This is a genomic window from Psychrobacter sp. CX10 (assembly GCF_057621575.2).
This window is the reverse complement of record NZ_CM177736.1, coordinates 2,751,136-2,767,500: the sequence shown is the minus strand read 5'-3', so window position 1 is coordinate 2,767,500 and position 16,365 is coordinate 2,751,136. Positions and strand designations below refer to the sequence as shown.

Below are 16,365 nucleotides of genomic sequence, written 5' to 3'. Positions count from 1 at the left end.
AGATTTAAAATAGCCGCTAACCTCATTTATAGCGGCTTTTTTATGTTTTTTAGGAATATAAATGCTTTACGTCGATTCATTAGAAAATTACATTAAATGACACATTTAAAGACACTGTTTCTAATATAGAACGCCTTAGATAAACCCCAAAAATGGTCAACAAACCCATAGTATTTTAAGTTTAGTCGCTATAATTTGAGCTTGTAAAATTAAGAGTTAAAAAGCCCTCATATTTCAATCGAAACTATTAAAATGTTTATACAGATAATCTATCAAAACTACTAAAGTATAAACGGTCAGATTCCTAAAAAAATGTTAAAGTATTTACCCTAACTTGCATAGATATTAATAAATCTATACAAACTGTTAACGTTAAGCTGTTAAATGTCATCATAGATAGGATGATTCTCACACAGCACATACATGGTTAACAAACCTACCTTAGCGCTCTATCCGCTTATTGAATAGAATTTCAACTAGTTCGTCTATATAGGACAGCTAACTAGTATCTACTTGCTTTAATAGTTAAGTAATATAAGTATTAAATATATTGCTTAATATGGAAGTTATAATAGTTAATACTAAGAGTTTAAAGATATGTTTTAGAAAACATCAAACGCTTAAGCTTCATAGCTTTAGGTCTATAAGTAGGTTCTATTGTGCGAGCTCTATATAGTCTATAAACTTTATATTAAACACAAATTGATTAAGGAGAACATATTATGAATTTTATTTGGATGATTATCATAGGTTTGGTAGCTGGTCTTTTAGCGCGTGCCATTAAACCAGGTAACGACTCGATGGGCTGGATAATGACCATTGTTTTGGGTATCGCTGGTGCCCTAATTGGTGGATTCTTAGGTAGTATGCTTGGTATTGATGCAGACGGCGGCTTTATGGGTCTTGCCTTCTCAGTAATAGGGGCTATTATTCTATTATTTATCTATGAAATTATAACTGGTAAACGAAAAGTATAAATTAGAGTATATTTATTTAACTATGATGTATAGTAGATAAATATCTACAACAGATGATTAAAATGACATGGCTTAAGCAATAAATAACGCGAATAGCTAACTCGAATAAATGACTCAAGTAACTAACTAGGCGGACTTATTATTTAAGTCCGCTTTTTTTATGTGTTGATGTCTGAACAATATCCACCCTTCGGTATTTTATAATATTAAAAATCTTTTCTTAAATAATGCGTTATTAAACTATAGTCAAAGAAGTCTAAAATGGTTACAAGGCGACCGAGTGCAAGTATTGCTAGAGTAGGCTTAACGAGGTTAACACTATAAACGTTTAGTAGTTCGCTGACTATAGGTTCTTGTATAATTCGTAATAAATTATTCTTCACTCGTAGTGACAACTCATCATTCGCAAACGACAGTACTTTTGTATCGGTCATAAATTTAATTCATAACCAAACTGGCGTATAATAGAGACTGACTCTGCGCTTTAACAGGGCTTGATTTTTGATGTCCGCCCCCTCATCTACTAGCTTATGATTGCAAAGGGCTATTAATAAGCGGGTCAATGACCAACCATATCTTTATAATAAAGCCCTATACTTTCTTATAATTTCTAAAATTTAATTCATTTTTATCTAATAACGTGATCAATTATGGCCATATTACCAATATTAAGTTACCCAGACCCTCGTTTACGAACCATAGCTGAGCCTGTTAAAACCGTCGATGCGGATATTAAACAGCTAATCTCAGATATGGTTGAGACCATGTACGATGCCAAAGGTATTGGACTGGCGGCAACGCAGGTCGATCGTCATATTCAGCTCATCGTTATGGATCTGTCAGAAAATAACGACACCCCACGTGTCTTTATTAACCCTAAAGTCACACCGCTCATCGAAGATAAAAAGCCGTATGAAGAAGGCTGCTTATCTGTACCTGACGTGTATGATTCCGTCGAACGCCCAACCAAAGTTAAAATCGAAGCGCTAGATGGGGAGGGTAATCCTTTTGAAGAGATTGCCGAAGGGTTGTTGGCCGTTTGTATACAGCATGAAATGGATCACTTAAACGGGGTGTTATTTGTAGATTATCTATCACGCTTAAAACAAACACGGGCACGAGACAAAGTGCGTAAAGTGGTAAAGTTAAGAGAAAAACAGCTGGCGTCAACTAAAGCTTAACCTTTTGAACCTATATAGTTTGAGGCGTCATAGTCATGGTAAAAAATAAAACCTAATTAAGTCTAGTTAAGTTAAGCCCTACTGTTTTTATGTATTTTAAGTTAATACATTAAAACAGTAGGGCTTTTTAATAGCTTAAAACTAGGTAATGCACTGAACAATGTACGCCATCATAATCCCCAAATAATTTCCGAGTACATATCCAATGACCCCGATAGCTAGGCCTGGAAATAACAGAGCCTTGTTTTTAATTCTACTGGTAATCATTGGAATGAACGGTACTGACATCACGGCCGCCGAGCTTGTCACCACAAATGTATCGACATCTATTTTAAATATTTTACACAGTATGCCGTGTATGATTATTGACACAATCAAGGCCATGATAATATAACTAAACAAACCCCAGTTAAGCGTAGCTACGCCTGATAAGCTTGCCATACTGCCTGAGGTAAAACAAAATACGAGGATAAAAAACATACCCAATGGATAGCTAATGCGTAGTGCTCGAACTTTGGGTATACAAGATAATATCGCCCCAAACGTAGTGAGCATAATGACAGTAAATGCAGATTGCATTGGACCATTTAAAGGCAGGGATGCAAGCATAGAGATCGCTATACACAGTACTGATAAGCCTAACGCTATTAGCACTGAGCCGAACATTTTCTTATCGACCCATCCTGCATACATAGAGGCTTTATCATTGGATAAATGCATAAAATCGCTGTTTGTCTGATCATGCCTAATCTCTGTTAAAGGCTCTGGTAAAGAATCTTTTAATGTGTTTGGTAAAGAATCTGGTGCAGTATTATGATTAACTGCTTTTGTATTGCGGTCTTGATGTTTGGCAAATTTTGGTAAAAACATTAAGGCTAATGGCTTTAATACGGTCATGACTAATAACAAGTATACAGTTGAAATAAGAATATCGTAGGTCAACACTTCAATAAATAGCGTCTCATCAGCATCAATGGCAGCTTTGACCGCGCCGATATTCTGCCCACCTCCCGTATAGCCTCCTACCGTCATGCCTGCAGCTTGCCATATCAAAGCTACTTGATCTGCAAATATAAGTGACGTAGCGGCTGCTGCAATACACATTGATAAGCACGCCAACAAAAACCCTTTTAAGGCATTGCCTGAGAGTTTGAACGAGGCTGGTATATTGATTGAGAATAACAATAAGGGGATGGCAAGGGCGACGGAAATTTCTGAAACCTGAGTTTTGGCAAACGTTAACGCTGATAAAATTGATGACTCAGCAGGTTGATACAGGTAGGCAAAAAGCAGTCCTGCTGCAAATGCTAAAATAACCACACCTAACTTATCTAACCAAGCAAACTTTTGCGCCAGTAAGATAATCAAAACGGGTATAGAAAATAGTATGACACTAAACAAAGCGATCATTGAAAATCCTTTTTCATTTTATCGCTGATGGCTTATCTCAGAGAGCTTGACGCTATGAGAAAGTATGAGTGCTTAGGTTGTTTAATATAGTAGCTTCAAAGGCGTGTACCTATGCCCTTAATTATTATCAATCCTATGGCTGAAACTGAGTCGCTAATTACGGATTACGTATTAGAGATTATGTATTAGAGGTCATGTATTAGAGATTATGTATAAAACCCTGATTATTTTAAACCCAGCACATCCTGCATATCATAACGACCAGTAGACTGAGTAACTACCCAAGTCGCTGCTCGTACCGCTCCTGCTGCAAAGGTCATACGCTCGCGGGCGTGATGTTTGATTTCTACCATTTCACCATCGGCGATAAACATGACACTGTGATCCCCTATGATTTCTCCACCGCGAATAGCATGGATACCAATACTGCCTTGTTTACGCTCTCCTGTGTGCCCTTCTCGTCCGTACAGCGCCACTTCTTTTAAGTCCTGTCCACGTGCTTCTGCTGCGGCATTGGCCATCATATAAGCAGTGCCTGACGGCGCATCAACTTTATGCTTATGATGGGACTCCACCACTTCAATATCAGCGGTGTCCCCAAATGCTTTGGCCGCCATTTCAATAAGCTTTAAAGACACGTTGACGCCGGTTGAGTAGTTGCCGGCATAAACCACTGGGATTTGCCCGCAAGCTTGATCTAACGCTGCTTCTTGCGCCTCACTCAATCCTGTGGTTCCAATCACCATCGCCACATTATGCTTGGCACACAGTTGAGCATTCTGTTCGGTTGAGTCTGGCAGGCTAAAGTCTATTAACACATCCATCTTATCAAGCTGTGATTCTAAATCATCAGACAAGGCCACTCCATTTTTCTCAAGCCCGACAAGCTCACCTGCATCAACGCCTATTAAGCTTGAACCCTGACGCTCTATCGCTGCTGATAATGTAGTAGATTTATTGTTATTAATCGCTTCAATGAGCATACGCCCCATACGGCCTCCAGCGCCTATGATACCTACGCTAATTGTCTTAGAGCTCTGCTGTGTCATGGGTTACTCCTTTTATTATTTGATTACTTGGTATTAGGTTTATTTTGTTTATTAGGTTTAACGGTTATTTTATTTTATACGCCATTAATTTATACTTGGTTTAATTCATACTTGGTTTAATTCATACAGGGTTCAATTCGCACTTAATACGGTCAATATATAGTCAAAGAAGTCTAAAAGGGTTTTAAGGCAACCGAGTGCAAGTACTGCCGTCGTGGGGGAGCGAAGTGAACACCCTAACCGCTTAGTAGTTCGCTGAATATAGTACGAATAATTCTATCGAATGATAGCACGATTATATTTGTAGCTATATTAGTAGTTATATTTGTAAAAAGCTTTCTAGACTAAAAAGGGCCTGTAGGTTTCACGTGAAACCCACAGGCCAATATACAAAACTCAACTCTATAACAGCAACTAATTTAGATGCTGCACTGATGGTTCAAACCTAATCGAACAAATCGCTAAGCTTATCAAAGAAAGACTTTTTCTTTGGTGACTGATCATGTTTGCTATCGCCATCCAGAGTGTCTTGGAATTGACGCAGTAAGTCTTTTTGCTCGCGATTAAGATTAACAGGTGTTTCAACCATAATGCGGCAGATAAGATCGCCCTTCATCGTCGTACGCACTGGCGTTACACCTTTGCCACGAACACGTAGTAGCTTTCCACTTTGCGTGCCCTCAGCAATTTTAATCTTAACTTTGCCATCCAAAGTTGGTATTTCAACTTCTTTACCCAGTGCCGCATCGGTAATACTAACCGGAACATCCATATACAAATCAGCACCTTGACGCGTAAATACAGGGTGATCTTTAACCCGCACTTCGACATATAAATCACCGTTTTGCACGCCAGCACCGCCCGCTTCACCTTCACCAGCTAGGCGTACGCGATCACCATCATCAACACCTGCAGGGATTGAGACTTCAAGGGTACGTGATTTTTCTTTTACGCCACTACCATGACAGTCATCACATGGGTTTTTAATCTCTTGACCAGAGCCGCCGCAGTTAGGGCAAGTTTGCTGTACTGCAAAAAATCCTTGCTGCATACGTACCTGACCATGCCCACCACACGTGCTACAAGTTTGAACATCGGAGGCATCTTTTGCGCCTTTGCCGTCACACGTCTCACAAGGCGCGGGCGCCGTAAAGCTGATTTCTTTTTTACAGCCACGAACGGCTTCTTCAAGGGTAAGCTCGATCATATAACGTAAGTCAGAACCTCGGCGCTGACGATTTCCACCGCCACGGGCTTGTCCAAAGATATCGCCAAAGTTACCGAATATATCACCAAAGATATCTTGGAAGTTACCCGCACCTGCGCCGCCAAAACCGCCGCCGCCCATACCATTTTCAAAGGCTGCATGCCCCATTCGGTCGTATGCTGAACGTTTGTCCTGATCGCTTAATACTTCATAAGCCATTGACGCTTCTTTAAACTTCTCTTCAGCATCAGGATCATCAGAATTACGGTCTGGATGGTATTTCATTGCCAACTTACGGTAGGCTTTTTTAATTTCACGTTCATCGGCGTTTTTATCTACACCCAATACTTCGTAAAAATCGCGCTTGCTCATGGAGTCTCCTATCAATTTACCCATTACGTTCCACGTGAAACACCACCACTTCAATCAATACAATTGTAGTTAGCCGGTCATGCAAAGCGTAATAATAGGTACAATAATTCACACTAAGTGCATCATGGTTTGCATGTTTCAAAAATTTATTAATACTTTGCAACGTTAATGGTGACAAACACCTCATTTATCAAGCAGGCGTGGTAAAATCGTTGTCATTGACCGCTTATTATTAACCCAAGCTTATTAACCACAGTGTCTACCGTTTATGAAAAAATTCATTACACTTCTTATTTTAATTGTTATTGTTTTGGCTGCTGTCTTCTTAGGTTCGCCATATTACACGGTCTATCAGCTCAAAAATGCTTATGATGCCCACGACGGTGACGCCGTAACGCAATACATTGATTTTGAGCAATTACAGCCGAATATTCAAAACCAGTTAACCCAGCGATTTGCTACCACATTAACTCAATATCCGTTAGTGGCGCAGTTAGGCGGTGACGCACTGCAACAAACTGCCAATAGCTTTATTCAGCAAGCGACACGTCAAGCCGTTAACGCGGACAATGTCAGCAGCTTAATCAACACGCAAGGTCAAGCAAACAAAGCTACCAAAGAGTTTGCTGCTAGCTGGGCGATTGCCTCTAATAAAATTGAATTGCAAGGGTTGATTCAACAGCTGATTGTTCAGCGTGGTGACTTAGACGCTGTGATGAAAAATCAAGTTCAGACTCTTATAAATCAGCAAGCAGATGAGCTTGAGCAGCGCGCTCAAAGTGGTGAAGATAGTCCAAAGCCTGACCTATCGTACTGTGGTATCAATTGCTTTACGGTTTCAGGCAAACTCAAAGGCTACCCTGTCACGGTAGAAATGGCGCGAGAAGGACTTATCGACTGGAAGATTGTGGATGTGGTGTTGCCATAAAGACTTATTTTTAAGATTGGCACTAGACGATGGATATCTAATATTATGAAACTACTTCATGAGCCTTCTTTGAATTTATGTCTTAAAGTCATATCAGCTACTTTAATTTCGGTGGCGATCAGTAATACAGCACTAAGTATGCAATCGACTCAATCTTTAGGGATTGATGCTGTGCATACAAATACAGATTCATATTCAAAGTCACTGCTTGACTGGGATGGTAATAAGATAATTACTAAGGAGAGTGATTATTTGTCAATAATGACAGCCAGCCAACGTAACAGTTACCAACTGTTAATTCGAAGGTTTCATTTAAACAATCAAAGGGGGTGCTTTACTTATGCCGTGAACAAGATGTCACCATCTACCCTACCTATAAAATATGAGCTAAGTATCTATGAAAGACATAGTCCTAAATGTGGTGGCGACCCAAACACACAACCACTACGCACTATGTATTATATCGATAAATTTGGTCGTATTTTCAAAAACAATATTGCCGATGCTGTCATAGACTTACAGTATAAATACGGCGAAACTCCAAACATCAACACTGATATCCAGCATATCAATCACCTAACAAATACACTGCTTGAACAGAACGGCATTGAGTTGTCTAAGCTAGAAAAATGGGCGGATGATACTTTTGTCATTTTTTATGTTAACCATATTCCCCAGTCCATTCAAAGCTCTTTATTTAGCTCATTACTTGATGCCAATGGTGGCTGGGATTTTATGGTTCGTACCGAATCGGGCGAAGAATACTATATTGAAGGCGATAAACGTAAGGTGATTGATACCGCAAGCTATCTTAATTAGATCCTATCTGCTTAAAGCCCTTAATTTAAAACGTTAGGATACAGCCCTTAGTCAGCTATACCCAAAAACGGTAAAAACCTAGGGTCGTTATAAGTCCCATTAAACGGCATACCATCCTCACGATAAATGGCAGGGGTCGCAGCCACCACCAGTCCTGCGGCCAATTGCTGATTAGTGGCTAGATTATTGGTTGCTCTGCCATCGCAGTAGTTGCTTACTGGCAGCCCATTCATGGCAGCATCTAACGCGTGTTTACGCGCCTGATCCGCTTCGCACCATAGCTTACGCATCAGCTCTTTGGACTCAGGATATACTGGGAATCCAATCACCTTCACCGTAATACCTTGACGATTTAGCTTATCCATATCTTTATGCATAATACGGCAATAGGGACAATTGATATCTGTCGCCACGTATATCACTGCCTTTTCATCTGTGGTTGCAGGATAAACAACCAACTCATCTTCATTGAGCTGTGACAAAATATACTGGTTTTTTCTTTGTTCGAAGTCAATATCTAACCCTGCAAACTGACCATTACGAATTAATGAGATTTCACCCTCAGTATTAAAGACGCTCGCCTCTGTGTTGGTTAAAAACGGTGTACCAGCAACCGTAATCCCCCAGATCACACCCGGTACCGAAGTATGATAAAAAGACACATCTGGCGTGATATTTTTGAGTAAGCTTGTATTGTCTAATAATGACGCTCTAAGCTGCTCGCTTACAGGCATGCCGCTCAAGGTTTGACTGGGCGGCTCTTGAGATGGTGTAGATTTTTTAGGGCTTGGGTTAGCTCTTAACTCTCCTTGCAAGATGTATTGACCATCAGCGGTAATATGTAGCGGCGGCTGGGGTTTACCGCCTTGAGCACCTTGCGTTTGAACCAAAGTAATTTGATACATTGAAGGTAATTTGGAGGGCGCGATAGACTCAATGGGTGCCGTCATACCTGCACGGTTTAAGATGTCTTTGATGCGCTGTTTTTGTTGCTCAGTAGGTGCTGCTAATTGGGACGCTATTGAATTGTTGCTGGCTGCTGTTATCTTGTCATAGGCGTTATTAAATAACTCAAGATTGGCCTGTGCAGGAGACATGATTACAAATGGAGAGATGGTCATCGATATGGCTAATGGTAAAGATAACAATGGTAGAGAAAACTTTTTTTGAATTGATCCATTTTTTGTTTGCGATATCTGTCTCATATATGCACCTACAAAGTCGTAATAATAGAATTAAAATTTAAAATAATATAAGTATCGATATAATATCGTATATGTTTTGCACAGATGACTCAATTCGTTACTTTTTGTTAGACGCATTTTGAATCAATACAGCATTCTTATTCTAAATACGATATCAGATAAAAGGACGCTTAACGCGTCCAGTATATTTATTTCATTAAAAGTCATTAACCTTATAAGTCATTATTCCTAAAAGCTATTAAGCTTAAAAACTATTAACCTCTTCTTCGGTTAAGAAACGGCTCTCACCCTTTTCCAGACCCTCAAGCGTCACATCACCAATGCTGGCACGATGCAGCGCAACAACCTTATTGCCAAAATAACCCATCATACGTTTTACTTGATGATATTTGCCTTCGGTAAGCGTTAAGCGTGCATGAGTATCATCAATAAACTTAAGCTTAGCAGGCTTAGTCGGCTCATAATCACCATCTAGCAAGATACCTTGTGCTACTTTTTTGACCGCATGGGCTTGTTCTTCTTCACTCATCGGGTCAGCGAGCGTCATCTCATATACTTTGGCATGTTGATGACGAGGGCTGGTCACGCGGTGTAACCAACCACCATCATCACTTAAAATTAGTGCGCCCGTGGTATCGACATCCAAACGCCCAGCGATACGTAAGCTACTGAGCTCAGGCACGGCGATAAGCTCGGTCACAATCGGATACTCTTTTGGCTTTAAAGTACACTCAAAACCCTCTGGCTTATACAGTAAGATGTAGCGGCTGCCGGTTGCGACAGACAATGGCTCACCCAGCCACATGACCTCGTCATTGAGCACATCGACATGAACACTGCCATCTTTTACGACCTCGTCATTGACCGTGATTTCACTGGCATGTAGTGATTTTTTGGCTTCTTTACGCGACAGTTCGGTCGCTTTGCTTATAAATTTGTCTAAACGCATTTATGGTATCCTCTAAGTTGTAACTAATATTGTCTTGAATTAGGGTGTGCTAATAAGATGTAATAAGGGTTACCAGTTTATCATACCTAATAAAACCAAATACTATGAGCTATCAAACCTTAGCCCAGCCGGTAACGGCTAGACTTGAAATTAAAAAGTCGGAATTTATTACTTATGCTTATCCCGTACACAGTCGTGAAAAGGCAATGTTTCACGTGGAACAGCTGCGTGATAAATATCCTGACGCTCGCCACCACTGCTGGGCGTATATTATTGGTGACCCAGATAACACCACCAGTGCAGGCTTCGATGATGACGGTGAGCCCGGTGGTACGGCAGGTCGCCCTATCTTAAACGTGCTACAACACAAAAGCATCGGTAACGTGATTGTGATTGTGGTGCGCTACTTTGGTGGTATCAAACTTGGCGCAGGCGGCCTGACGCGAGCTTACGCAGGCTCAGCTCAAGCAGCTGTCGATGAGATGACGCTCACCCCTTATGTACCTATGACGCAAGTGACTATTGAAGCGGATTTTGCCAATGAATCCCAGGTACGCTATGTGGTAGAAGATATGGGGGGTGAGGTTATTAGCGTTGACTACAGCAGAGCAGTCACACTGTCAGTGCGATTGGCTGAGTCAGCTATAGCGAAACTGGAAGATAGGCTAAGCATATATGGGCAAATTATCTCAGCCTAACCTAAACAACGACTGATAAACCTTGACAAAACAGAATAACCCTTATAGGTTGAGTAACAGAACCTAGTATATCAAATAAGTTTATGTATTTTTGTAGGTAGGATAGAAGATGACGTCCACACGGTCTCAACTGAAAATGCCGCCACAAATAAAAAGACAAACTTTTGATTTTGAAGCTTTTTAATCCCCTATAAAGGTTATAGATTCTCATTATTTTTAAATTTCGGAGTAAACAATGAAATCGTCCCATTTATTATATATGGCGATTATTTCTACTATGAGTTTGGCAAGCTGTCAAACCTCAAAGAACCTATTAAACGGTTTTGCAGGAGGTAATATGAGTGTTGCTCAACTGCCTGAAACCAGTTCAAGTAGAATTCAGTTTGTTATTAATGATTGGTATGGCATGTTTATAGGGTCACCCAACTCTGCAAAGAATAAGGTTGATGGCAAAAGCCAAGGGGTGGTTGCCACTAGACATATTAACCCACTTTTTAGTAAAGAGGACAAACAAAAAATTGGTTCAAGCGATTTAGGTATGCTAAAACCAAACGCTAATGGTAAAAATAAACCAGTGAGTGTGATCGAACGATTTGTTAACCCTAATGAACAGATCAATATCAAATACTCAATGGGTAATAACAACGGTAATACTCAGACAAATTGTAATGTGAGCGGTCAGTTTACCCCTCATGCAAACACTGATTATCGTATTACTGGTGGTTCAAGCAATGAAAGGTGCTACATCCTTTTAGAAAAATTCATAAAAGGTGATGATGGTCAAACTCATCTTACCTCTATTAAATTCGATTAAACCTATAAGGTTAATGTATTTTCCGATAAATTACTTATTAGTCTGATATATCCAAAAGTTATTTCAGGTACACGGAATAGTGTAGATGTGCCTTATTTAGTAAAGAGATATAATTAGAGGTGTTTTGATGTGCAATCAAACCTAAACCAATCAAAAATTTAATATTTATTATGATAAGTTCTCATAAATCCTTTAAAAGAAATTTTAATCAACCCCTATTCAACCCGCCTATATGGTTAAGAAACCCGCATTTACAGACCATATTGCCTAAATTTATTATGCCTGAGTCGCCGCCTTATCGACGCGAATTAATATTTGATTCGCTGGACGAAAGTAAGGTTGCCTATGATTTTTGGGACGGCGCAGACGTTTATAAAGGACAGGCTAAGGATAAAGATGCTCGAGACAGAGAACTTGCTAAAAAAGAACCTAATATCGACTCAAATACAAACCTATCAGATAGGATAAACACGCCTTTGGTGGTGCTGTTCCACGGTATGGAAGGTAGTAGCCAAAGCCACTATGCCCGAACACTGGCTCATTACGTGCATAATCAAGGTTGGCATTTTGTCGTAGTACATACTCGAAGTTGTGGCGGCGTGGCTGTAAAAGGAGAGCGTCTTTATAGTGCAGGCGATACCCCAGAGGTGCATCATTCCTTGCAACAATTGGCAGCGCGTTACACAACCATCTATTGTGTGGGCGTTTCACTTGGTGGTAATACGCTTGCTAAATATATGGGTGAATATGGCGATCAAGCCCTATGCCAAGCGGCCGCCATTTTTTCAGCGCCCTTGGATTTATCCTCTGCTACCACCGCTATGGAGAATTTTTTTGGTCGTAAAATTTATACCCCTTATTTGCTCAACCCTATCGCAACCAAAGCACTTCAATTAACGCTAAGCGAGGCGCAAATACAAGCGATTAAGACCAGTCGTAATATTGGTGAATTTGATAGCGTGTTTACCGCACCCTGCTATGGCTATCGTTCAGAAAATGATTATTATCACCAAGCATCCGCTATGCCGTATTTGCATCAAATCACCAAACCGACACTGATTGTGATTGCCAAAGATGATCCCTTTTTAGGAGTGCTACCTTCTCAAGGGGACGTATCAGAACACGTGGCACTATATACTCCTGAGTATGGTGGACATATTGGTTTTTTGCGTTGGAAGAATAAGCAACTTGATGCCAATTGGGCGCCTGAAACCGCCTTGCGCTTTTTTAGATCGGTTTAGGAACAATACCCAGTCATATGTACACTTTCAATAGGTTTAATACCATGCAAAAAACAGAACCTTCTCAAGAAACAGGCGCATCAAACACGCCATCGAAACCGTTTAACGCTACTAAGTTTAACCCTACTCCCTTTAACCCTCCCTTTTGGCTTAGCAATCCGCATCTGCAAACCATATTACCTAAGTTTTTTGCGCCAAAAACACCTCCTTATAGACGAGAGGTTAAACGCGACTCGTTAGATGAGAGCGATGTCGCATACGACTTTTACGATGCACATCTTGTCACTATTAACAATCTTGACACCACTAATAGGGAAAACAATAGCAATGCACAACGTGAAGACACACCGCTTGTCGTGCTGTTTCACGGTATGGAAGGCAGTAGCGACAGTCATTATGCACGGGCGCTTGCCCATCATATACATAATGAAGGCTGGCACTTTGTGGTGGCACACTTTAGAAGCTGTGGCGGTATTCCTGCTAGCGGCCGCGTATTTTATAATGCAGGCGATACCAGCGAGGTGCATCATATGCTGCAAACGCTTGAACCGCACTATAAGACCATCTATAGTGTTGGGGTGTCGCTTGGCGGTAATGCCCTGGCAAAATACATGGGAGAATACGGTGATGATGCCATCTGTCAGGCGGCAGCGGTTGTTTCAGCGCCCGTTGATATGTCATCCGCTGCTATCAGCATGCACCGCTTTGTCAGTCAAAAACTCTACACCCCTTATTTGCTCAATCCCATTATAAAAAAAGCATTGAAGAATGAAGTCAGTAATGACGAGATTGACGCCATTAAGTCAGTCAAACGCATTAGCGATTTTGACCATATCTTCACCGCACCCCGTCATGGTTATCGCTCTAATAATGATTATTATCGTCAAGCGTCTGCCCTGCCGTACTTGATAGACGTTACTAAACCGTTATTATTGATTAGTGCTAAAGACGATCCGTTTATCGGCTTTACCGCCACTAAAAATGACGTGTCTGACACCGTAACTATTTTAGATACTGAGCATGGGGGTCATATCGGCTATCTGCGTTATCGCTCTGAGCTAAAAAAGTTTGATATCAATTGGATTCCAGAAACGGTATCTGCTTATTTTAAGGCCGTGTGTTTATCAAGTTAGCGGACGCACTGTTTGGTTTATTAGCGCGCAATGTTTGACTGGCTAAGGATTTGACTGGCTAACGATTTGATTAATTGTAGATGACGGTCTAGACACTGCAAACGCTGTTAAAATGCAGCTGTTTTGCGCATAATCACTGCTTTCGTTATTTATGTTTTGGTCGTTTTTGGTTTTTATTGAGATTAAATTATGTATCCTTTTTATCGTTATACCAAAACTATTATTAAAGCCATTGCCGCTACTAAAAAAGGCGAGATCATCGACCTTGGTGATACCGCAGAGATTGAGATTCGGTGTAGCCTAACCGATATTGATAACTTTATTGAGATGAATAATGGGCGGGTGCTCACGTTATACGATTTTGGTCGTACTGACTTTGCTATTCGCTCTGGACTGGGTAAAAAGTTGCTTGAAAAGCGGTGGGGTTTGGTTGTTGCGGGCAGCACCATTCAATACCGTAAACGTATTCGTCCGTTTGATATGGTCACGATTAAGACGCACATCGCTGCTATTGATGAGCGCTGGGTCTATATGGAACAGTCTATGTGGGTGAAGGGTAAACCGTGTTCAACGGCTTTATTGCGTACTGGCGTGACCAAAGGCGGAAAGGTGATAGACACTCAAGAGATCTTAGACGCGCTGGGTCAATCTGATTTAAAATTGCCTGCAACGGGATATGTGGCGGAATGGATTGAGAGTGAAGCGGATAGACCGTGGCCGCCTAGAGGTTAGGGTAATGATATGAGGTGATAGAACAGGTTAGATAACACTAATTAAAATAAAATTTTGACTTAGTTTCCTTTACCTTCAAACAAGGGCATTCCTTGAAACTCATCCTTTTCAAAGTTCACGATTTCAATAGGCAGGTTTAATTTAGCGACTATTTCGATAATCTCTTTATCAGTGGTGTATAGCTTAGAGATAATGTTTGCTAGAGTTATAGCAATAATTTGAAGGTCAACTTTGATAACCTGTCGATTTGCCTTATTGTCTTTTATATAACCTTTATCCATAAGGTCACGAAACAAGTTTGCACAAATTTGAGCAGACTTTAAATCGAAGTTAAAAACTTGGGTAAAATTATTCACCATTCCTAAGAAATCAGAACGACCTCGGTTATCATCTTTTACAAGAAACTCACTAATCACTGGCGTACAAAGCCCCAATGCTACTTCTTTTCGTTCTAATGCTTGATTAAAAACTCGATAAGCCTGCTTATCATTTATCAGTTTAATTAAGAAATTATTATCTGCCATTATTATCATGTATGGCGTTCCTCAAGCCACGTATTTTCTGAATCGTCACTGTCTCGCCAACCACTCTCACCGTAAGATAGAAACTCATCCATCCAAGATTTTGCAGACGTATCGTTTTTAATAATACTAAAACCAGTCGCTTCAAAACGCTTCAATATAAGGTTGTAGCTGTCTTGCAATTCATAACTAGCTTTACCTGTAAACTCAATCAGACTATCAAACTTCCATAAGGATTCGAGATGAGAGGCTAAATCTAGAGATATTTGCTTTGGTACTGCAACAGATATAACGCTATCGTTAAGCAACTCAATGGTAAAGTGGTCAGTCTCATCCTTACCATGGGCAGGCTTAATAAGCTTACCTATAATCGTTTCTACCTGAGTAAAGGTATTTGAGCTAGGCTTACGATAATCAAGCTGATGTACTAACTCCATATCTTCGTCATTGACCGCTGTACGACTGGCAAAAATTGAAGCCTCGATGTCACTAAAATTTTTGGAATAACTGCGTATAACCTTATTAATGTCGTCAAGAGCATTTGCCTGATTGGCTATATTGCTATTAAGTATGTCACGCTTCTCATAGTAATGCTCGGTGTCCGTACTTACTTTTAAAACCGCAGATCCTGAATAGATATTATCAAAAAACAGGTAGTCATTACCCAAAAGCTTGCAAAAGTCATTAAGTAGTCGACCAATATCGCCAGCGTTGATATTTTCTAAACCAATACCAGAAAGTTTAAGGACGAACTTTGATTTATCAGTCATTACGCCCTCCTATCAAGTAGCGAAACTCTATAAAAATGGTTGTATATTCATATACAGATATGACTATTTTATCAAATTAAGTGATATTGTAGGTAATTAAATATGTGCGAATACCAAAAATGAGTAATGACTGTAATTTGTGTCCTGCGCACCAAAAACATGACTATTTTAAAAATACGGTGCAGTGCATACTACGTCGAACCTCCATTAGTTTAACGCTTAGCACTAAAATTAGAGCATAGTCACTTTTATTTAATAAGCGCTTAAGTTACGTTTTATGATCAGGTCTATATAGCGATAAAACTTACGACTAATGTTAATATTTAGTTCATCATATATGACATCAACTCCCTATAACA

Annotated in this window: 16 protein-coding genes; 9 read left to right on the top strand and 7 right to left on the bottom strand. The window is 40.2% G+C overall.

The window, feature by feature from the left end:
• Positions 1-722: 722 nt before the first annotated feature.
• Together AC21OH_RS11215 and def are read left to right on the top strand one after the other, a co-directional pair.
• Positions 723-977 (top strand): GlsB/YeaQ/YmgE family stress response membrane protein, encoded by a 255-nt coding sequence (locus AC21OH_RS11215; RefSeq protein ID WP_486535237.1) that lies wholly within the window; start codon positions 723-725, stop codon positions 975-977.
• A 650-nt stretch (positions 978-1,627) separates the two neighbouring features.
• Positions 1,628-2,158, top strand: a complete 531-nt coding sequence (gene def / locus AC21OH_RS11210) for a peptide deformylase (RefSeq protein ID WP_487369869.1) — start codon at positions 1,628-1,630, stop codon at positions 2,156-2,158.
• A gap of 141 nt (positions 2,159-2,299) precedes the next feature.
• Here the strand turns inward: def and AC21OH_RS11205 are convergent, their stop codons facing one another.
• The 3 genes from AC21OH_RS11205 to dnaJ all read right to left on the bottom strand — a co-directional run bounded on the left by AC21OH_RS11205 (position 2,300) and on the right by dnaJ (position 6,196).
• Entirely contained in the window at positions 2,300-3,568 is a 1,269-nt protein-coding gene (locus AC21OH_RS11205) for a DUF819 family protein (protein WP_487369870.1), read from the bottom strand.
• 224 nt (positions 3,569-3,792) lie between these two features.
• The gene (gene dapB, locus AC21OH_RS11200; RefSeq protein WP_487369871.1) at positions 3,793-4,617 is read right to left on the bottom strand and encodes a 4-hydroxy-tetrahydrodipicolinate reductase; all 825 of its coding nucleotides are present in this window, start codon (positions 4,615-4,617) and stop codon (positions 3,793-3,795) included.
• Between the two features lie 445 nt (positions 4,618-5,062).
• Positions 5,063-6,196: a molecular chaperone DnaJ gene (gene dnaJ, locus AC21OH_RS11195; protein ID WP_486535241.1), complete on the bottom strand. Its 1,134-nt coding sequence runs from the start codon at positions 6,194-6,196 to the stop codon at positions 5,063-5,065.
• Between the two features lie 268 nt (positions 6,197-6,464).
• Here dnaJ and AC21OH_RS11190 point away from each other — a divergent pair, with 268 nt between their 5' ends.
• Together AC21OH_RS11190 and AC21OH_RS11185 are read left to right on the top strand one after the other, a co-directional pair.
• Positions 6,465-7,124 carry a DUF2939 domain-containing protein gene (locus AC21OH_RS11190; RefSeq protein ID WP_487369872.1) on the top strand — a complete coding sequence of 220 codons (660 nt, stop codon included), beginning with the start codon at positions 6,465-6,467 and terminating at the stop codon, positions 7,122-7,124.
• 45 nt (positions 7,125-7,169) lie between these two features.
• Positions 7,170-7,943: a hypothetical protein gene (locus AC21OH_RS11185; RefSeq protein ID WP_487369873.1), complete on the top strand. Its 774-nt coding sequence runs from the start codon at positions 7,170-7,172 to the stop codon at positions 7,941-7,943.
• Positions 7,944-7,990: 47 nt separating this feature from the next.
• Here the strand turns inward: AC21OH_RS11185 and AC21OH_RS11180 are convergent, their stop codons facing one another.
• On the bottom strand, positions 7,991-9,148 hold the full coding sequence (locus AC21OH_RS11180) for a thioredoxin fold domain-containing protein (RefSeq protein ID WP_487369874.1): 1,158 nt from the start codon (positions 9,146-9,148) through the stop codon (positions 7,991-7,993).
• A 244-nt stretch (positions 9,149-9,392) separates the two neighbouring features.
• The gene (locus AC21OH_RS11175; RefSeq protein WP_487369875.1) at positions 9,393-10,097 is read right to left on the bottom strand and encodes a pseudouridine synthase; all 705 of its coding nucleotides are present in this window, start codon (positions 10,095-10,097) and stop codon (positions 9,393-9,395) included.
• 104 nt (positions 10,098-10,201) lie between these two features.
• Between AC21OH_RS11175 and AC21OH_RS11170 the strand changes: the two genes are divergently transcribed.
• The 5 genes from AC21OH_RS11170 to AC21OH_RS11150 all read left to right on the top strand — a co-directional run bounded on the left by AC21OH_RS11170 (position 10,202) and on the right by AC21OH_RS11150 (position 14,715).
• Positions 10,202-10,795 carry a YigZ family protein gene (locus AC21OH_RS11170; RefSeq protein WP_487369876.1) on the top strand — a complete coding sequence of 198 codons (594 nt, stop codon included), beginning with the start codon at positions 10,202-10,204 and terminating at the stop codon, positions 10,793-10,795.
• Between the two features lie 235 nt (positions 10,796-11,030).
• Positions 11,031-11,609, top strand: coding sequence for a hypothetical protein (locus AC21OH_RS11165; RefSeq protein ID WP_487369877.1), 579 nt, complete (start codon positions 11,031-11,033; stop codon positions 11,607-11,609).
• Between the two features lie 170 nt (positions 11,610-11,779).
• Positions 11,780-12,850, top strand: coding sequence for a YheT family hydrolase (locus AC21OH_RS11160; protein ID WP_486535248.1), 1,071 nt, complete (start codon positions 11,780-11,782; stop codon positions 12,848-12,850).
• 44 nt (positions 12,851-12,894) lie between these two features.
• Positions 12,895-13,983, top strand: coding sequence for a YheT family hydrolase (locus AC21OH_RS11155; protein ID WP_487369878.1), 1,089 nt, complete (start codon positions 12,895-12,897; stop codon positions 13,981-13,983).
• A 189-nt stretch (positions 13,984-14,172) separates the two neighbouring features.
• Positions 14,173-14,715, top strand: a complete 543-nt coding sequence (locus AC21OH_RS11150; protein ID WP_487369879.1) for an acyl-CoA thioesterase — start codon at positions 14,173-14,175, stop codon at positions 14,713-14,715.
• 59 nt (positions 14,716-14,774) lie between these two features.
• On the opposite strand, the gene AC21OH_RS11145 is transcribed toward AC21OH_RS11150, so the two are convergent.
• Positions 14,775-15,239: a PIN domain-containing protein gene (locus tag AC21OH_RS11145; RefSeq protein WP_487369880.1), complete on the bottom strand. Its 465-nt coding sequence runs from the start codon at positions 15,237-15,239 to the stop codon at positions 14,775-14,777.
• Positions 15,240-15,244: 5 nt separating this feature from the next.
• Complete coding sequence (locus tag AC21OH_RS11140; RefSeq protein ID WP_487369881.1) at positions 15,245-16,006, bottom strand: hypothetical protein; 762 nt, start codon at positions 16,004-16,006, stop codon at positions 15,245-15,247.
• Positions 16,007-16,365 lie beyond the last annotated feature (359 nt).

What these genes read in the sequence shown, in the direction of transcription:
- AC21OH_RS11150 (WP_487369879.1), top strand. Translation starts at nt 14,173, where the DNA reads ATGTATCCTTTTTATCGTTATACCAAAACTATTATTAAAGCCATTGCC.
- AC21OH_RS11155 (WP_487369878.1), top strand. Translation starts at nt 12,895, where the DNA reads ATGCAAAAAACAGAACCTTCTCAAGAAACAGGCGCATCAAACACGCCA.
- AC21OH_RS11140 (WP_487369881.1), bottom strand. Translation starts at nt 16,006, where the DNA reads ATGACTGATAAATCAAAGTTCGTCCTTAAACTTTCTGGTATTGGTTTA.
- def (WP_487369869.1), top strand. Translation starts at nt 1,628, where the DNA reads ATGGCCATATTACCAATATTAAGTTACCCAGACCCTCGTTTACGAACC.
- AC21OH_RS11190 (WP_487369872.1), top strand. Translation starts at nt 6,465, where the DNA reads ATGAAAAAATTCATTACACTTCTTATTTTAATTGTTATTGTTTTGGCT.
- AC21OH_RS11205 (WP_487369870.1), bottom strand. Translation starts at nt 3,568, where the DNA reads ATGATCGCTTTGTTTAGTGTCATACTATTTTCTATACCCGTTTTGATT.
- AC21OH_RS11215 (WP_486535237.1), top strand. Translation starts at nt 723, where the DNA reads ATGAATTTTATTTGGATGATTATCATAGGTTTGGTAGCTGGTCTTTTA.
- AC21OH_RS11175 (WP_487369875.1), bottom strand. Translation starts at nt 10,097, where the DNA reads ATGCGTTTAGACAAATTTATAAGCAAAGCGACCGAACTGTCGCGTAAA.
- AC21OH_RS11170 (WP_487369876.1), top strand. Translation starts at nt 10,202, where the DNA reads ATGAGCTATCAAACCTTAGCCCAGCCGGTAACGGCTAGACTTGAAATT.
- AC21OH_RS11180 (WP_487369874.1), bottom strand. Translation starts at nt 9,148, where the DNA reads ATGAGACAGATATCGCAAACAAAAAATGGATCAATTCAAAAAAAGTTT.
- dnaJ (WP_486535241.1), bottom strand. Translation starts at nt 6,196, where the DNA reads ATGAGCAAGCGCGATTTTTACGAAGTATTGGGTGTAGATAAAAACGCC.
- AC21OH_RS11160 (WP_486535248.1), top strand. Translation starts at nt 11,780, where the DNA reads ATGATAAGTTCTCATAAATCCTTTAAAAGAAATTTTAATCAACCCCTA.
- AC21OH_RS11165 (WP_487369877.1), top strand. Translation starts at nt 11,031, where the DNA reads ATGAAATCGTCCCATTTATTATATATGGCGATTATTTCTACTATGAGT.
- AC21OH_RS11185 (WP_487369873.1), top strand. Translation starts at nt 7,170, where the DNA reads ATGAAACTACTTCATGAGCCTTCTTTGAATTTATGTCTTAAAGTCATA.
- AC21OH_RS11145 (WP_487369880.1), bottom strand. Translation starts at nt 15,239, where the DNA reads ATGGCAGATAATAATTTCTTAATTAAACTGATAAATGATAAGCAGGCT.
- dapB (WP_487369871.1), bottom strand. Translation starts at nt 4,617, where the DNA reads ATGACACAGCAGAGCTCTAAGACAATTAGCGTAGGTATCATAGGCGCT.